We start from the raw sequence: 15,707 nt of genomic DNA, 5'->3' as shown, positions 1-15,707 counted from the left end.
CATTAACTCAATACCATTTTTTTTGTTACCCAATAATTACAACTTAGATAGATATTTTTAATGGATAGGTGTAATTACTTATTTTTGTATAATTTAAACATTATCTGATATAGCAATAATTTGATTTATTAACAGTTATACTACCTTTTCATAGAGTCATTGTATTTGTTTAACTGTGTCATTCCCTAATATTTACTTTGTTTACTATCACAGTTGATAATTATTGGCCTTATGATGAACTGTTTATTTATTCAATATTCAACAGATTTGATGGGTAAAATTGAGTCACATAAGTTTAATGTATTATGAGATTTTATATGTTTATGTGATCTCGAAAATTTTCATCATAAAATGTATTGATACAGATATCAGTTATGTTTAGTCATCAGTTGTGGTGATGATGGGATCATAGCGAATACCGATAGCCCAAATAATTAAACTTAGAGTGGTTAAGATTGCACCTGCAATCGCAACTCCCTCCCAACCCGCGTGTTCATAGGCATAGCCTGAAAGTAGAGATCCTAGTGCGCCCCCAATGAAATAGCTGGTCATATAGCCTGCCGTTAGGCGGTTACGAGCTTCAGGTAATATTCGATATAACGTACTCTGACTGGTGACATGGACGGCTTGTACTGCAAGGTCTAGCACCAAAATACCAATGATAAATGCGACCAGGGAATATTTCGCTAAACCGATGGGTATCCAGGATAATAGTAATAACACCAACCCAATAGTTGTAATGAGCTTTCCTTTGCCTTTATCGACAAGATGCCCTGCTTGGGAGGCCATAATGGCACCTGCGGCACCGACTAAGCCAAATAAACCTATAGTCCCTTCGGAATAATTGAATGGCGGACTGGCTAATAAGAAAGCCATTGCGGTCCACAGTAAACCAAAATTGGCAAATGATAATGCACCGAGAGAAGCGCGTACCGCAAGCACTGGAGTGCCGAAAAATAACCGGCCAATAGAACCAATGAGCTGGAAGTAGTTTAAGTTAGCTTTTTGATGGTAACGGGGGAGTTTAATGGCTAGAACAATCATTAACAGCATCAATAATGCAAAGGCCACCCAATAGATCGCTCTCCAGCCACCGACCATAGCAACAGCACCTGAAACCGTTCTTGCAAGTAAAATGCCCAGCAATAACCCACTCATAATCATTCCTACCGCTTTACCACGTTTATGAGGCTTAGCAATAGATGCTGCTAGTGGGATCAGGACTTGTGCAACAACTGAAAATAGTCCAGTAAGGGCGGTACCTAAAAGGATTTGCCAAATATTATTTGAAAGCGCTGTAATTAATAGCCCTAATGCCGAAAGAAAGGTCATCGTTAAAATTAAACGCTTGCGTTCAAACAAATCTCCCAACGGGACTAAAAAAAGTAAACCTGCCGCATAGCCCAGTTGGGCCGCGGTGACAATAAACCCAGCCATATTAGTGGTTAAATTAAACTGCCCCGCAATGGTGTCTAAAAGCGGTTGAGCATAGTAATTACTGGCAACGACAAGACCTGTGGCAATGGCCATTAAAATAGTGAGGCCCGTTGTTAGCTCTGCAGTTTGGGTCTGTTTCATGAGGATTACCTATTATTAGCTAGGCGACTACTATAAACAAAATTTATTACCTTGGTTTATTTCTTTTTGTCATTGATGTAAAAAAGCCACCGGCTAGGGTGGCTAAGGTGACTTAATCGAGCTGTTTATACTTACTTAGCGGCTTCTTGTGCTTCTTTTACCCAGCCATCAAAAGTGGATTGATGGGCTTTGATCCAAGCATTTGTGTGGCGCTGAATATCCGATTGAGATGCTTCACCATTATGCATTCTTAAGTTTTGCGCATTAATATCGGCAATAGGTAGTTTCATTACTTCAAATAATTTTGCTGCAGCAGGGTTATCTGCAGCCCATTTTTGATTGGCGACGATATGCATGGTATTTGGTGGGAAACCATAGTTTTTTCCGTTAGGTAATGTGGTGTCTGTTTTTTCACCGTTTGGCATTGATGAGAATGGCACTTCTAACCAAACTACATCACGGCCCGGCTTGAGGACATCACTTATCCAATAAGGCGTCCACGTATAATATAAAATAGGCTTACCTTCTTTATATCGGGTAATGGTATCTGCCATCATTGCCGCGTAGTTCCCTTGGTTATGGTCAACCGTTTTTTCTAAGTCATAGGCTTTTAAATGGTTATTGATGGCTGCTTCACAGCCCCAACCTGGGTTACATCCCGTTAAATCCGCTTTACCATTACCATTTGAATCAAAGAGTTTGGCAATTTTAGGGTCTTTGAGTTGTTCAACATTGGTAATCTTGTATTTTTCAGCGGTTTTTTTGTCGATGAGGTAGCCTTGAGCTGCATTGACAACATAATTACCTTGACGATAGAACACATTATCACCGCCAGCGGCGTCATATTGCGCATTATGTAAAGGAACCCAGCTGGTGGCTAAGTAAGTCGCATCACCGTTCGCAATTGATGCGTAAGCAACATTATAGTCGACTTCTTTGATCGGTTGGACATCATAGCCGAGTTCTTCAAGGGCTTTCGCAACAATCAGTGTTTGGAATGTCTCCTCACTGATCGTACTTTGCACAGGGTTAATTTTTACCCCTTTACCTGGCAGGTCGTTAGCACCTGCAAATGGGACGGTAAACATGGCTGTTAGTGCAGATGCAAGAATGATTTTATGTTTCATTATATTGTTCCCTCTGTTTTTTCGCAGCGAGCTTGGCTTTAAAGTTAAGAGCCAAGTTAGGTGCCACGTGAGTGGCACTTAGGTGAATGGAGGATGTTCTGATTAATGGTTTTTTTTACAAAATGGGCGCATGACTAGCCCAATAGGGCCTTTTTGATACCAACGACATGATGTTTTGCCGCGAGTATCTTGCCCTAAAGATTGGGTAAAACGGTCTAAGATGATAGCCAGAATAACAATACCGACCCCTCCGACAGACGCGAGACCCATATCAAGGCGGCCAATACCCCGTAAGACCATCTGGCCTAAGCCTCCGACTGCAATCATTGAGGCGATAACGACCATCGACAGTGCTAACATCAAGGTTTGGTTCACCCCGGCCATAATGGTTGGCATTGCCAATGGCAATTGCACTTTAAACAGCATTTGGCGAGGGCTTGCACCGAATGATTCAGCGGCTTCAATTAAGTCAGCTGGGACTTGTTTGATCCCTAAAATGGTCAAACGAATGATTGGCGGTAAAGCAAATATAATGGTGACGACGACACCGGGTACATTACCGATACCAAATAACATAACAATCGGGACTAAATAGACGAATGCAGGTGTGGTTTGCATCGCATCAAGTAATGGGCGAATAATCTTAGCGGCTCTATCACTACGTGCCAACCAAATACCCAGTGGTAGTCCTATCACAATACAAAACAGTAAAGATGTGAGCACTAGAGATAGTGTCACCATCGCTTCTGACCAAGCACCAATCGCCCCGATGGCTATCATCGAAATAAATGTGGCCACACCCATTGCGCGTCCGGCTAATTGCCAAGTGAGTAATGCGAAAATAATAATGGCAACAGGAGCTGGTAGTGATGTAAGAAATTGTTCAAACCCGCTCAGAATGAAATCAATGGGAGCGCGTATTCCTTGGAATACAGGACGAAAGTTGAGAACAATCCAATCGATAGCATGCGTAACCCATGAATCAAGGGGGATCAGTGTGTGTTGGAAGGGGTCCATAATATTAAACTGATCGGGCACGATGCTATCAGTTGGGGCGGCATCAAGCCAATCACTCGAACTGGTATCAGCAGGTGTTGTTGTGTCTGATGCATTGCCCCAAGGATCATCCGCAGAGGTATTTGTCTCGCTAGAGCTTGTCGCTGCCCATGGGTCATCAGCTGGTGTATTTTCAGTACCTTGTGTTGGTGTCTCAGTGACTTCAGTATCAGCCCATGGATCTTGCTGGTTAGTCGTAGCTTCTTGATTTTGCTTACTCATTTGGTGTCTCCTTATCCAGCGCTTGTAACAGCATTCCTTTTGAAATCACGCCCAAATACCGGTTTTTTTCGTTAATAACCGGAACGGCGCAAGGGGCTTGGGCTACTGTAGAAATAACTTCATTTAAGGATGTATCACCTTGAATTGGTTCGATATCAGTTAAAATTGCGGCTTCAATACCTGCTTTTTCATGAAGCGCTTTTTCTAAGGATTCAACAGAAACCACACCGGCAAAGGTATGTCCTCGAGAAATTAAATAGCCGTGATAGCGATCTTCATCGTTAAGGACTTTTAGCGCGGAGCGGGGACCAAAGCCCGGTGCGATATGCAATAGGGCATTTGGCCGCCTACGTGCGATGTCCTTAGCGCTGAATACTTGGCTGATATCCACACCGCGGAAAAAGGTTTTAACATAATCATTCGCTGGATTATTGAGGATTTCATCAGGCGTACCAACTTGAACGACAACGCCTCCTTGCATAATGGCAATGCGGTCACCAATTCTCATGGCTTCATCAAGATCATGAGAAATAAAGACAATAGTGCGTTGTTTATCCCCTTGTAAGGAGAGCAGTTCATCTTGCATTTCAGTACGAATTAATGGGTCAAGGGCTGAGAACGCTTCGTCCATTAACAGAATATCAGGGTCATTGGCTAGCGCTCTGGCTAACCCGATACGCTGGCGCATCCCACCCGAGAGCTCATCTGGGTATGAATTAGCCCATTTTTCAAGATTAACTTGTTCAAGCGCATTCATGGCTTTCTTATGGCGCTCTTCTTTTGGAATGCCAGAAAGTTCCATACCAAAAGCGGTGTTATCAATGACGTTCATATGTGGCATCAATGCAAAGGATTGAAACACCATACTAATTTTTGTTCGCCTAACTTCGCGCAATGCTTTGTCAGAGATATTGGAAATATCCTCTCCATCGATCATGACTTGCCCGCTAGTAGGTTCTATCAGGCGATTGAGGAGGCGCACCAAGGTAGATTTTCCTGAGCCAGAAAGTCCCATGACAACAAAGATTTCGCCTTCTTCAATCGTCAGATTAACATCTTGAACACCTACGGTTAGGCCTGTTTTTTCAAAGATATCATCTTTATTCATACCTGATTCTAATAGCTTAAATGCTTGAGCAGGATTGTCCCCAAATATTTTATATAAGTTTTTAACTTGTAATTTTGTTGCCATATATTATTTACCCAATTTTCAATCAATAAGGAAGATGAATTACCCATATTGAGTGTGATGAATTCTATAGTGATAGTTAACACTATATTTCCTAACTATGATTATCCTTTGAAAATTATTAGGGCATAGATTCCTGTATTTAGTTTAATTGATTAGCTAATTATGGATTAAATTCAAATTTCTCCGTTTGAGTTATTAATAAAATTTGCAAGCAATAAACCCTAGCATAATAAAATCAGCTGACAACCCTAGGTTAAGTATAATTAATCAAAAAAATTAGAGGTAAAAAGTGATTTTATTAATATTAATAAAAGCCTCATTGAGCTATAGGATGGTAATTTTATGATTTCCATATCAAAGTTAACTTACTGGTGAAGTTGAATTTATTTAAAAATAGTTCACTTTGCTTTTATTAATATGGGGGCAGCTGAATTTATTCGATTTTTAGCTGGGTAGATGCTGGTTTAATAGGTAAAAAAATTGAATTTAACAGCTTATTCATTAATTAAATTAATATAAAATGAAGTAAAACTTGATTGAATTGAAATTAACGGCCAGATTAACTCATTAAAAATGAGTAATTAAACAGATATACATATAAAAAACGAATGAATCAGTCTGTTTTTTGAGCTAAAAAATACCATGATAAATAAAGTCATTATAATTCATCATGGTATGGTTTTTTGTTGGAGTGGTATCTATCAATAAGCTAAATTAAAGCTTTGGTTAAAAGTCCCAGTCATCATCTTCGGTACTGACTGCTTTACCAATAATATAAGATGAACCAGAGCCCGAAAAGAAATCATGATTTTCATTTGCATCAGGAGATAAGGCAGATAATATCGCAGCACTGACATCGGTGACCGTATCAGGAAATAAAGCTTCATAACCTAAATTCATTAATGCTTTATTCGCATTATAATGAAGAAATTTTTTGACATCTTCTGACCAACCCACTGTGTCATAAAGTTCTTGTGTATATTTCACTTCATTTTCATATAAATCGAATAATAATGAAAAAGCAAAATCCTTAATTTTTTTCTGAGTATTCTCATCATATTGTGCTAATGACTTTTGAAATTTATAGCCAATATAATAGCCATGTATGGCTTCATCACGAATAATTAAGCGTATAAGATCTGCGGTATTGGTTAATTTTCCTCTACTTGACCAATACATTGGTAAATAAAAACCTGAATAAAATAGAAATGATTCTAAAAAGACACTTGCGATTTTTTTCTTTAAAGGGTGTGAATCACAATAGTAAGACAGGATAATCTTAGCTTTATTTTGTAATGCATTGTTTTCTTCACTCCAGCGGTATGCATCATCGACATCAACCGTTGAACAGAGTGTTGAAAATATTGAACTATAAGAGCGAGCATGTACTGCTTCCATAAAGCTAATATTCGACAAAACCGCTTCTTCATGGGGAGTTTGAGCATCTGGCATTAAGCAAGGCGCACCCACCGTATTTTGAATCGTATCTAGTAGTGTAAGACCGGTAAATACACGTATCGTCAGCTGTTTTTCTGCAGCAGTTAGGGTATTCCAAGACGGAATATCATTAGATAATGGCACTTTTTCTGGAAGCCAAAAATTGCTCGTTAATCGGTTCCATACTTCTAAGTCTTTATCATCCTGAATACGGTTCCAGTTAATGGCTTTTACTGGTGTGTTAGATGTGCTGGTGGTCATAATATATTCCTATTACAAAGTGCAAGATACACAGCCTTCGACTTCAGTTCCTTCGAGGGCAGTTTGGCGTAATCGGATGTAATACAATGTCTTGATTCCTTTTCGCCAGGCATATATTTGCGCTCGGTTAATATCTCGTGTGGTGGCATCATCTTTAAAAAATAGAGTCAAAGATAAACCTTGGTCAACGTGCTGAGTTGCCATGGCATAAGTATCAATAATTTTTTCAGGGCCGATTTGGTAAGCATCTTGGTAATATTCTAAGTTTTCATTCGTCATGAAAGGAGCAGGGTAGTAGACACGACCAATTTTACCTTCTTTACGAATTTCAATTCGTGAAACAATCGGGTGAATACTTGATGTTGAATTATTGATATAAGAAATAGACCCTGTAGGAGGTATCGCTTGCAAGTTTTGGTTATAAATCCCATAGGTAATGACAGACTGCTTTAAAGCTTGCCAATCTTCACGAGTTGGAATTTCGATACCCGAACGTCGGAATAATTCCTGAACGGTTTGTGTTTTTGGTAGCCAAATATTGTTGATATATTTATCAAAATAATCACCAGAGGCATAGCTTGAATGTTCAAAACCAACAAATGCAGTTTTTCTTTCGATGGCTAATTGGTTTGAAGTTTTTAATGCGTAATAGGTGACCGCATAAAAATAGATATTGGTGAAATCGAGCGCTTCTTCTGAGCCGTAATAAATATGCTCCCTTGCCAAGTAGCCATGTAAATTCATTTGACCTAACCCAATCGCATGCGATTGTCGGTTACCTTCAGCAATGGAAGGGACTGAGCGAATATCGCTCATATCTGAAACCGCGCTCAATGCTCTAACAGCTGCAGCTATTGATTGGGCGAAATCCGGTGAATCCATTGTTTTAGCGATATTCATGGAGCCTAAATTACAGCTAATATCTTTACCAATTTGTTGATAGCTCAAATCGTCTTCATAAATGCTAGGGCGATTAACTTGTAGTATTTCTGAGCATAGATTGCTCATATTAATGCGTCCTGCAATAGGGTTAGCTCGGTTGGCAGTATCTTCAAATAAAATATACGGATATCCAGATTCAAACTGGATCTCAGCTAAAGTTTGGAAAAACTCCCGAGCATTAATTTTGTATTTTTTTATCGCTTTGTTATTGACCATCTCATGGTATTTGTCTGTAACGCTAATTTCAGACATAGGAACCCCATAGATGCGCTCAGTATCATAAGGAGAGAACAAATACATGTCCTGGTTATCTTTCGCTAGCTGGAAAGTAATATCGGGGATAACGACCCCTAAAGAAAGTGTTTTAATCCGTATTTTTTCATCTGCATTTTCACGCTTAGTATCAAGAAAACGCATAATATCAGGGTGATGAGCATGCAAATAGACGGCACCGGCGCCTTGCCTTGCACCTAATTGGTTGGCATAAGAAAATGCATCTTCTAACATTTTCATGACAGGAACAACACCAGAAGACTGGTTTTCAATCAGTTTTATTGGGGCGCCTTGTTCCCGCAAATTGGTCATTAGAAAGGCGACTCCGCCACCTCGTTTGGATAGCTGCAAAGCCGAATTCACAGAGCGGCCAATAGATTCCATGTTGTCTTCGATTCTTAAAAGAAAACAAGAGATTAGCTCACCGCGTTGTTTTTTACCGCAGTTAAGGAAGGTGGGAGTTGCAGGTTGGAAACGACCTGTAATAATTTCATCGACATACAATTTAGCAAGAGATTCACTCCCTTGCGCAAGCGTTAAAGCAACCATACAAACGCGATCTTCATAGCGTTCGAGATAGCGTTTGCCATCAAAAGTTTTCAGCGTATAGCTCGTGTAATATTTAAAGGCACCGAGAAACGTTTGAAAACGGAATTTATGAGCGTATGCCTGTTTAAATAGTGCTTTGATAAATTCAAAGTCATATTGTTCTAATACACTGTTTTCGTAATAATTTTCTTGTACTAAAAAGTCTAATTTTTCTTTTAAATCATGGAAAAATACGGTGTTTTGGTTCACATGCTGTCGAAAATAGTGGTGAGCCGCTTCTTTGTCTTTATCAAATTGAATACGGCCTTCATTATCATATAAATTCAACATCGCATTGAGCGCATGATAATCCACATCTGATATATTTTGCATTTTATCCATTTGGAATAACTCTAGTTGTTTGTACGTTGCCAAAACGTTTTTAGGCCTTGTTGAACGGACTGAACATCTTTATCAGTACCAAGAAGTTCAAAACGATATAGGTAGGGGACATGGCATTTTTGCGCAATGATATTTCCAGCTATCGCATAGGCATCACCAAAATTGGTATTACCCGCAGCAATAACACCGCGGATAAGTGTGCGGTTGACTTCAATATTAAGAAATTGGATCACCTCTTTTGGGACAGCACCTTTGCTACCACCACCACCGTAGGTCGGCAGTAATAAAACATAAGGTTTTGTCGCAATTAGACTATTTTCGTGGCTTCCAATAGGCAACCGCGTTGCTGGGACACCTAGCTTTTCAATAAAGCGATGGCAATTTCCTGAGCGACTTGAAAAATAGATGAGTGATTCCGTTTTCATAACACCACCTAAGCGGCTAATAAGCTAATCATGTCTGGTCGAAAACCTGCCCAATGTTTGTCTCCCGCAATAACAACAGGAACTTGCTGGTAGCCTAATTTTCTGACTAATTCAAGAGCTTGGCTGTCTTCAGTAAGGTCAATGATTTGGTAGGAAATAGATTTGCGATCTAAGGCTTGATAAGTTGCATTACACTGAACGCAGTTAGGTTTACTATAAATGGTAATCTCAGCCATGTTATTTACCTTTTGAATGTTTAATAGTAGTAAAAATAAGGTGCGTGACATATAAATACTATATATAGATTTTTAACTTATCAACCACACAATATGTAGTGAATAGAAAATATTGAATGATAATTATTCTAATTATTAGCTAGGTGGTTATTAACATTGAAAATAAAAAAGTATGGTATTGGATGATTCAGATAGACTCTCTAAGAAAAAAGATCATTGCAAAGTGGAAATAATTTACTCTATAACTGTATATACAATCAGGTAATTGAGTCCTTTTGAGGAGATACTATGTACCATCAATATTTAGCAACACCGGATAAATTTCCTAAACCGTGGATACATATTACGGCTGATGATGACGGAATAACGAGCCTCTATTTTGTGGATGAAAAAACAGAAAAAGAAACGAAGAATGAGCACTCCAAGCTTTGTGTGAAAGAATTAAAGGAATACTTTAATCATAAAAGAACCGTTTTTACGGTTGCATTAAATCCACAAGGAACAGAATTTCAGAAAAAAGTGTGGAAACATCTTTGTGGGATCCCTTACGGGGAGCGATGGAGCTATAAAGATTTGGCGTTAAAGTTAGGCTCCGTAAATTATTGTCGTGCGGTCGGTATGGCAAACTCACGTAATCCAATCTCATTAATTGTTCCTTGTCATCGCGTACTTGGGCATGATGGAAAATTAGTGGGGTATACAGGGGGCTTAGATATTAAAGATTGGTTACTTTTGCATGAGAAGTAAACACTAAATAATTAGTTATAGGTAATACTATTGGTTGTAATAATTACTATTGATAAGAATTATTGTCGAAATCAGAACCTATTCTATCGATAAATAATATTTTTTTATCTTTTTAGTCCATTTTCGTGATCTAGGTTGTAGACAAGTAACTGAGAAATCTGATGTACTGAGCTTGATACAGATGGTGTGTCTATTTTATTTTAAAGGTAATATTTGATGTCTAAAGTTAAAGGTAACGTTAAGTGGTTCAACGAATCTAAAGGTTTTGGTTTTATCACTCCAGAAGATGGTAGCAAAGATGTATTTGTTCACTTTTCTGCGATTATGGGCGATGGTTTCAAAACCTTAGCTGAAGGCCAAAAAGTGGAATTTGAAATTACTGAAGGTGCTAAAGGCCCATCTGCTGCTAACGTTATTCCTCTGTAATTTTTATAATTAAGATTAAAACGAACAGCTGAAAACTCGCCCTAGATAGCTAGGGCGAGTTTTTTTATCTATAAAAATAAAAAAGGCCTGATATAAACCAGACCTTTTCATCTATAAATTATCTATAAATTAAACAGTTGAGATTATTTAACTTCTTCGCCTTTAGCTTGTAAATCGGCATGATAAGAAGAGCGAACGAATGGGCCACAGGCTGCGTGAGTGAAGCCCATTGCCATGGCTTCTTCTTTCATTTCATCGAACTCAGCTGGGCTGACATAGCGTTTGACGGGTAAGTGATGGCGACTTGGTTGTAAGTATTGGCCTAGTGTAAGCATCGTTACACCATGACGACGTAAGTCGCGCATAACCTCGATAATTTCTTCATTGGTTTCACCAAGACCGACCATTAACCCCGATTTAGTTGGGATATTTGGATGTGCTTCTTTAAATTTTTCGAGTAATTTTAAAGACCATTCATAGTTAGCGCCAGGGCGAACTTGGCGGTAAACACGTGGCACATTTTCAAGATTATGGTTAAACACATCAGGTGGTGTTGCGGTTAAAATCTCTAATGCGCGATCCATACGGCCGCGGAAGTCAGGAACCAGCGTTTCAATTTTAATTGATGGGCTTTTTTCACGAATAGCACTAATGCAATCAGCAAAATGCTGTGCTCCGCCATCACGTAGGTCATCACGGTCAACAGACGTAATGACGACATAGCGTAGCGCCATATCTTTAATAGTTTGCGCTAATTTTTCGGGCTCGTTGGCATCTGGTGCATTTGGGCGACCATGGGCAACATCACAGAATGGGCAGCGGCGGGTACAAATAGCGCCCAAAATCATAAAGGTCGCGGTACCATGGTTAAAACACTCAGAAAGGTTAGGGCATGATGCCTCTTCACATACAGAGTGTAAGCCATTTTTGCGCATGGCTGCTTTAATGCCTTGAATACGAGTGGAATCAGCAGGAAGCCTAATTTTCATCCAGTCAGGTTTACGTAGAATTTCTTCTCGTTCAGTCACAACGTTTTTGACAGGGATCAGCGCCATTTTGTCGGCGTCACGATATTTAATTCCGCGTTCTATCTGAATTGGTTTACTCATAATATGACGGTTCCAGTTATCTTTTATGCTGATGGATAAGTGATAATTCTAAATAAAACCGAATGGAGACTGTTATCCATTCATTAAAATATTTTTTAAAAATGTTAAAAAATTATAGCATTATTATTGAACAATATGAAATCCTAGTGTGTCACAGAATTGGCGAATTAGCACAGGCTGAACATCGGAAACTGATACTTTGGGAGCAAGATTACTCATTTGAGTCATCTTTAATTCACTGTAACCACAAGGATTAATACGATTAAAGGGTTCAAGATCCATATCAATATTCAATGCGAGCCCATGAAAAGAACAGCCTTTCCTTATGCGTAATCCGAGGGAGCAAATTTTGTCGCCATTAACATAGACACCGGGAGCATCAGGGCGAGGATACGCTGCAATATTAAAATGGGCAAGGGTATTTACGACGGTATTTTCTAATGCGGTAACTAGCTCACGAACACCAATTTTATTGCGTTTTAGATCGAGCATAACATACATCACTTGTTGCCCTGGCCCATGATAGGTAACTTGGCCGCCTCTATCACTTTGGATAACAGGGATATCACCAGGGGCAAGAACGTGCTCCGCTTTTCCGGCTTGGCCTTGGGTAAATACGCGAGGATGTTCAACTAGCCAAATTTCATCATGGGTTTCTGGCGTACGGTGTTCTGTGAATTGGTGCATCGCATCAGAAACAGTTTGATAAGGAGCAAGGCCAAGTTGGCGTATGGTTATACATCTATCTGACAAAATTTAGGTGTCCACGTTGTCTTTATCGTTGCGGGCAGTATAACGCCTATGTTTGCCATACTTCAAGTTAACATACGACTGGATGCTTGCATAAAATGTGATTTAGATTGGAAACAAATGTTATTTAGGAGTGAATATATTGCATTTTAACGTAGGGCATAAAAATGAAAAAGGCCGAATAACAGTAGACTATTCGGCCTTTGATAACTTGTTGTTTAAAGTACAACTTTCACTAACTCTAATGCACCTAACTCAGTATACAAGGTTTCAACTTGTTCAATATGAGTTGCATTGATAGTAATAGAAACTGAGTGATAATTGCCTTTGCTACTTGGTTTTACGTCTGGGCTATAGTCACCTGGCGCATGACGCTGTACCACTTCAATCACTTGATCAACCAGTTCAGGCTGTGCCAAGCCCATCACTTTGTAGGTTAATGGGCATGGGAACTCAAGCAGTTCACCTAATTTCGTTTTCATGGGCACTCCTAATTTTTAAATTGGGCTGCTGGCTGAAAAAGATTGGCTGGTATTAAACCAGCCAATGAGATGTATTCATCCAACAAACATTTCGGTACTTATCTATTTCGATATTTACTATATGGGGACGACTTATTTTAGTTTCAAGTCTTAACCAAACCAGCGATGAAAGAGTAATTTTATGTAGTCAATTAACCGACTGAAAAAGCCACCTTCTTCAACATCTTTTAACACTGCTAAAGGGTGCTGTTCGATGATTTTACCATCAAGTTGGAAGCTAATTGTCCCTACTTGTTGGCCTTTGGTTAATGGTGCTTCTAGTTCAGTTGTCGTTAATTCATAGCTGGCTTTTAAATCTTTTAAGCGGCCTCGTGGGATAGTGAGGTATAAATCTTCGGTCACACCTAATTTTACTTCATTTTCATCACCAAACCAGACTGGCACACTGGCAAAATCCACATTGGCTTGTAATGGTTTAACGGTTTCATAAAAGCGGAAACCGTAAGTGAGTAATTTTTTACTTTCGGCATCACGGCCTTTGCTACTTTTACCCCCCATAACAACAGAGATCAGGCGCATGTCACCTTCAGTTGCTGATGCGACAAGGTTATAGCCCGCGGCATTAGTATGGCCTGTTTTGATGCCATCAACAGCTAAGCTTTTATCCCACAACAGCCCATTGCGGTTTGTTTGACGGATGTTGTTAAAGGTAAACTCTTTCTCTTTATAAATTGCGTATTCTTCAGGCACATCACGTACTAGCGCTTGCCCAATAAGAGCCATATCACGTGCTGAACTATATTGGCCCTCAGCATCTAACCCATGAACAGTTTGAAAATGGGTATTTTTCAGTCCTAATTTGTTCACGTAACCATTCATTAGCTGAACAAAGTTGGCTTGGTCACCCGCAATATAGTCGGCCATTGCAACACAGGCATCATTACCTGATTGCAAGTTAATGCCACGAGTCAACTGAGAAACACTAACACGATCGCCTGGTTTTAAGAACATCAATGATGAGCCTTTAAATACTGGGTTACCAGTAGCCCACGCATCATTTCCAACCGTGACAATATCATTTTCACCAATTTTGCCTGACTTAATTGCCTGACCGATAACATAGCTGGTCATCATTTTTGTCAAACTCGCCGGATCACGGCGTTGGTCAGCATTACTTTCAGCGAGAACTTTGCCTGAATTATAATCAATTAAGATATAAGCTTCTGCATCAATAGCGGGTGCTGCAGGAATTGATGTATTTGGGAAGGTTTCATTAGCGTTCGCAATGTTAGCAGTCATAAGAAGGAGTGCGGAACCCAGCACAGTATGACGCACGATGCGTGATGGAGCGACATTATTCATGGTTTTACCATTACATCCGAAATTCGGTTAACACAAGGAGGCGCAGTTTAGCAAAAGAACGGGATAAGGAAAAAGTGACTTTTGCGCTGTACCAATGATTTTTTTTGTCAGTTGAATATTGCCTGTATTTAGGTTGCCCAAAATATGATTGAGCAACCTAAAGTTACATAGCTCTATGGCGCAACGACCATTGACGATTGGTTTTTTTCAGACTGTAAACGGCCTTGAACCTCAACAGCTTGTTGCCTTGTACTAAATGGCCCTAGCTGTACTCGGTAAATACCATTATAGGGTTGTAGACGGCCTGGAACATTAAATTGTGTTTTCAACTCATTCAGCATATTTTGCGCGTTGGCTTGGCTACTAATGGCACCTGCTTGAACAAGAAAACCACGCTCTGGAACCGGTTCTTCAGCTGCAACGGTTGCAGGTGGCGGTGTTGGTGTTTGCAGGCTCATGTCTGGCATAGTAGGCTGCATCGGTTCTTTGGGCTGCTGAACTGGCAATGTATTTTCCGGAGTTGGCAAGTTTTCCATCACAGGGGTGCCCATTGGGCCAGAACCTAATTGTGGGCGTCCCGGTAAAGCATAGCTCTGTTTCACAAAGTTAGAACCTACTGTTCCTGTCCCTGATAAGGAGCCATCTTGGGCAACTTGAATGGCATCAATTTTAATTTTTGTCGTAGGCATTAAATTCAGGCGGTCAGCGGTAGCTCTTGAAACAGCAATACTTTTACCTGGAACATAAGGCCCGCGGTCATTAACACGAACAACCATCATGCGGCCATTCATCATATTGGTGATACGTACATAACTTGGGATTGGCAAAGTCGGGTGAGCCGCTGTTAATTCTACTGGGTTAACGCGTTCCCCAATCGCAGTCATATTACCTGCAGACTCAGCACCATAAATAGATGCATAACCCACTTGGCTAAATTGTGATGGGTCACGTACGATTTGGTATTGTTGACCATTACGTGAGTAATCATTATTTGCGGTTGGATGATACGGCTCATAATGAGGCTCTGCACCTAATACATCTTGAGTGGGTACATTGGTTGGCACTTGGGCTGGTTGTTTAACTTCATCTGTCACACAGCCACTGAGTAGCGCGGCTGTGACGCCAAGCATTATCCATTGTAAACGCATACTA

The 15,707-nt window shown here is 39.9% G+C and carries 15 protein-coding genes; 2 read left to right on the top strand and 13 right to left on the bottom strand.

The genetic code is table 11. The features are described 5' to 3' along the window. Window positions 1–378: 378 nt before the first annotated feature. The 8 genes from PZ638_RS15660 to nrdH form a co-directional block, all read right to left on the bottom strand. Window positions 379–1,578, bottom strand: coding sequence for an MFS transporter (locus tag PZ638_RS15660; protein WP_004257121.1), 1,200 nt, complete (start codon window positions 1,576–1,578; stop codon window positions 379–381). Between the two features lie 131 nt (window positions 1,579–1,709). Continuing rightward, window positions 1,710–2,705 carry a glycine betaine/L-proline ABC transporter substrate-binding protein ProX gene (proX, locus tag PZ638_RS15655; protein WP_272674759.1) on the bottom strand — a complete coding sequence of 332 codons (996 nt, stop codon included), beginning with the start codon at window positions 2,703–2,705 and terminating at the stop codon, window positions 1,710–1,712. A gap of 102 nt (window positions 2,706–2,807) precedes the next feature. After that, window positions 2,808–3,983, bottom strand: a complete 1,176-nt coding sequence (proW, locus tag PZ638_RS15650) for a glycine betaine/L-proline ABC transporter permease ProW (RefSeq protein ID WP_272674762.1) — start codon at window positions 3,981–3,983, stop codon at window positions 2,808–2,810. After that, on the bottom strand, window positions 3,976–5,175 hold the full coding sequence (gene proV / locus PZ638_RS15645; RefSeq protein WP_272674763.1) for a glycine betaine/L-proline ABC transporter ATP-binding protein ProV: 1,200 nt from the start codon (window positions 5,173–5,175) through the stop codon (window positions 3,976–3,978). The genes proW and proV overlap by 8 nt, the downstream gene beginning before the upstream one ends. A gap of 726 nt (window positions 5,176–5,901) precedes the next feature. Next, on the bottom strand, window positions 5,902–6,873 hold the full coding sequence (nrdF, locus tag PZ638_RS15640; RefSeq protein WP_272674764.1) for a class 1b ribonucleoside-diphosphate reductase subunit beta: 972 nt from the start codon (window positions 6,871–6,873) through the stop codon (window positions 5,902–5,904). Window positions 6,874–6,885: 12 nt separating this feature from the next. Continuing rightward, complete coding sequence (gene nrdE, locus PZ638_RS15635; RefSeq protein WP_272674766.1) at window positions 6,886–9,018, bottom strand: class 1b ribonucleoside-diphosphate reductase subunit alpha; 2,133 nt, start codon at window positions 9,016–9,018, stop codon at window positions 6,886–6,888. A gap of 11 nt (window positions 9,019–9,029) precedes the next feature. Beyond that, window positions 9,030–9,443, bottom strand: a complete 414-nt coding sequence (nrdI, locus tag PZ638_RS15630) for a class Ib ribonucleoside-diphosphate reductase assembly flavoprotein NrdI (protein WP_004257105.1) — start codon at window positions 9,441–9,443, stop codon at window positions 9,030–9,032. Between the two features lie 8 nt (window positions 9,444–9,451). Then, the gene (gene nrdH / locus PZ638_RS15625) at window positions 9,452–9,679 is read right to left on the bottom strand and encodes a glutaredoxin-like protein NrdH (protein WP_036957963.1); all 228 of its coding nucleotides are present in this window, start codon (window positions 9,677–9,679) and stop codon (window positions 9,452–9,454) included. Between the two features lie 288 nt (window positions 9,680–9,967). On the opposite strand from nrdH, the gene PZ638_RS15620 reads away from it, so the two are divergent. Together PZ638_RS15620 and cspE are read left to right on the top strand one after the other, a co-directional pair. After that, on the top strand, window positions 9,968–10,426 hold the full coding sequence (locus tag PZ638_RS15620) for a methylated-DNA--[protein]-cysteine S-methyltransferase (RefSeq protein ID WP_004257101.1): 459 nt from the start codon (window positions 9,968–9,970) through the stop codon (window positions 10,424–10,426). 216 nt (window positions 10,427–10,642) lie between these two features. Continuing rightward, window positions 10,643–10,852, top strand: a complete 210-nt coding sequence (cspE, locus tag PZ638_RS15615; protein WP_004257099.1) for a transcription antiterminator/RNA stability regulator CspE — start codon at window positions 10,643–10,645, stop codon at window positions 10,850–10,852. Between the two features lie 143 nt (window positions 10,853–10,995). Here the strand turns inward: cspE and lipA are convergent, their stop codons facing one another. From lipA to rlpA, 5 genes are all read right to left on the bottom strand, one after another. After that, window positions 10,996–11,961 carry a lipoyl synthase gene (gene lipA / locus PZ638_RS15610; RefSeq protein WP_004257088.1) on the bottom strand — a complete coding sequence of 322 codons (966 nt, stop codon included), beginning with the start codon at window positions 11,959–11,961 and terminating at the stop codon, window positions 10,996–10,998. Window positions 11,962–12,084: 123 nt separating this feature from the next. After that, window positions 12,085–12,648 (bottom strand): lipoyl(octanoyl) transferase LipB, encoded by a 564-nt coding sequence (gene lipB / locus PZ638_RS15605; RefSeq protein WP_004257086.1) that lies wholly within the window; start codon window positions 12,646–12,648, stop codon window positions 12,085–12,087. Window positions 12,649–12,929: 281 nt separating this feature from the next. After that, window positions 12,930–13,193 (bottom strand): DUF493 family protein YbeD, encoded by a 264-nt coding sequence (ybeD, locus tag PZ638_RS15600; RefSeq protein ID WP_004257083.1) that lies wholly within the window; start codon window positions 13,191–13,193, stop codon window positions 12,930–12,932. A gap of 150 nt (window positions 13,194–13,343) precedes the next feature. Next, window positions 13,344–14,555, bottom strand: a complete 1,212-nt coding sequence (gene dacA, locus PZ638_RS15595) for a D-alanyl-D-alanine carboxypeptidase DacA (RefSeq protein WP_094961795.1) — start codon at window positions 14,553–14,555, stop codon at window positions 13,344–13,346. 173 nt (window positions 14,556–14,728) lie between these two features. Continuing rightward, window positions 14,729–15,703: an endolytic peptidoglycan transglycosylase RlpA gene (gene rlpA, locus PZ638_RS15590; protein WP_144140776.1), complete on the bottom strand. Its 975-nt coding sequence runs from the start codon at window positions 15,701–15,703 to the stop codon at window positions 14,729–14,731. Between the last annotated feature and the right edge of the window lie 4 nt (window positions 15,704–15,707).

The sequence above is a fragment of the Providencia hangzhouensis genome (assembly GCF_029193595.2).
Classification (GTDB): domain Bacteria; phylum Pseudomonadota; class Gammaproteobacteria; order Enterobacterales; family Enterobacteriaceae; genus Providencia; species Providencia hangzhouensis.
This window is presented reverse-complemented; position numbering and strand designations above follow the sequence as displayed.

Coding starts and splice junctions, on each gene's coding strand:
- PZ638_RS15660 (WP_004257121.1), bottom strand. CDS start 1,578: ATGAAACAGACCCAAACTGCAGAGCTAACAACGGGCCTCACTATTTTA.
- nrdH (WP_036957963.1), bottom strand. CDS start 9,679: ATGGCTGAGATTACCATTTATAGTAAACCTAACTGCGTTCAGTGTAAT.
- PZ638_RS15620 (WP_004257101.1), top strand. CDS start 9,968: ATGTACCATCAATATTTAGCAACACCGGATAAATTTCCTAAACCGTGG.
- nrdE (WP_272674766.1), bottom strand. CDS start 9,018: ATGGATAAAATGCAAAATATATCAGATGTGGATTATCATGCGCTCAAT.
- nrdF (WP_272674764.1), bottom strand. CDS start 6,873: ATGACCACCAGCACATCTAACACACCAGTAAAAGCCATTAACTGGAAC.
- ybeD (WP_004257083.1), bottom strand. CDS start 13,193: ATGAAAACGAAATTAGGTGAACTGCTTGAGTTCCCATGCCCATTAACC.
- nrdI (WP_004257105.1), bottom strand. CDS start 9,443: ATGAAAACGGAATCACTCATCTATTTTTCAAGTCGCTCAGGAAATTGC.
- lipA (WP_004257088.1), bottom strand. CDS start 11,961: ATGAGTAAACCAATTCAGATAGAACGCGGAATTAAATATCGTGACGCC.
- proW (WP_272674762.1), bottom strand. CDS start 3,983: ATGAGTAAGCAAAATCAAGAAGCTACGACTAACCAGCAAGATCCATGG.
- dacA (WP_094961795.1), bottom strand. CDS start 14,555: ATGAATAATGTCGCTCCATCACGCATCGTGCGTCATACTGTGCTGGGT.
- proV (WP_272674763.1), bottom strand. CDS start 5,175: ATGGCAACAAAATTACAAGTTAAAAACTTATATAAAATATTTGGGGAC.
- proX (WP_272674759.1), bottom strand. CDS start 2,705: ATGAAACATAAAATCATTCTTGCATCTGCACTAACAGCCATGTTTACC.
- lipB (WP_004257086.1), bottom strand. CDS start 12,648: ATGCACCAATTCACAGAACACCGTACGCCAGAAACCCATGATGAAATT.
- rlpA (WP_144140776.1), bottom strand. CDS start 15,703: ATGCGTTTACAATGGATAATGCTTGGCGTCACAGCCGCGCTACTCAGT.
- cspE (WP_004257099.1), top strand. CDS start 10,643: ATGTCTAAAGTTAAAGGTAACGTTAAGTGGTTCAACGAATCTAAAGGT.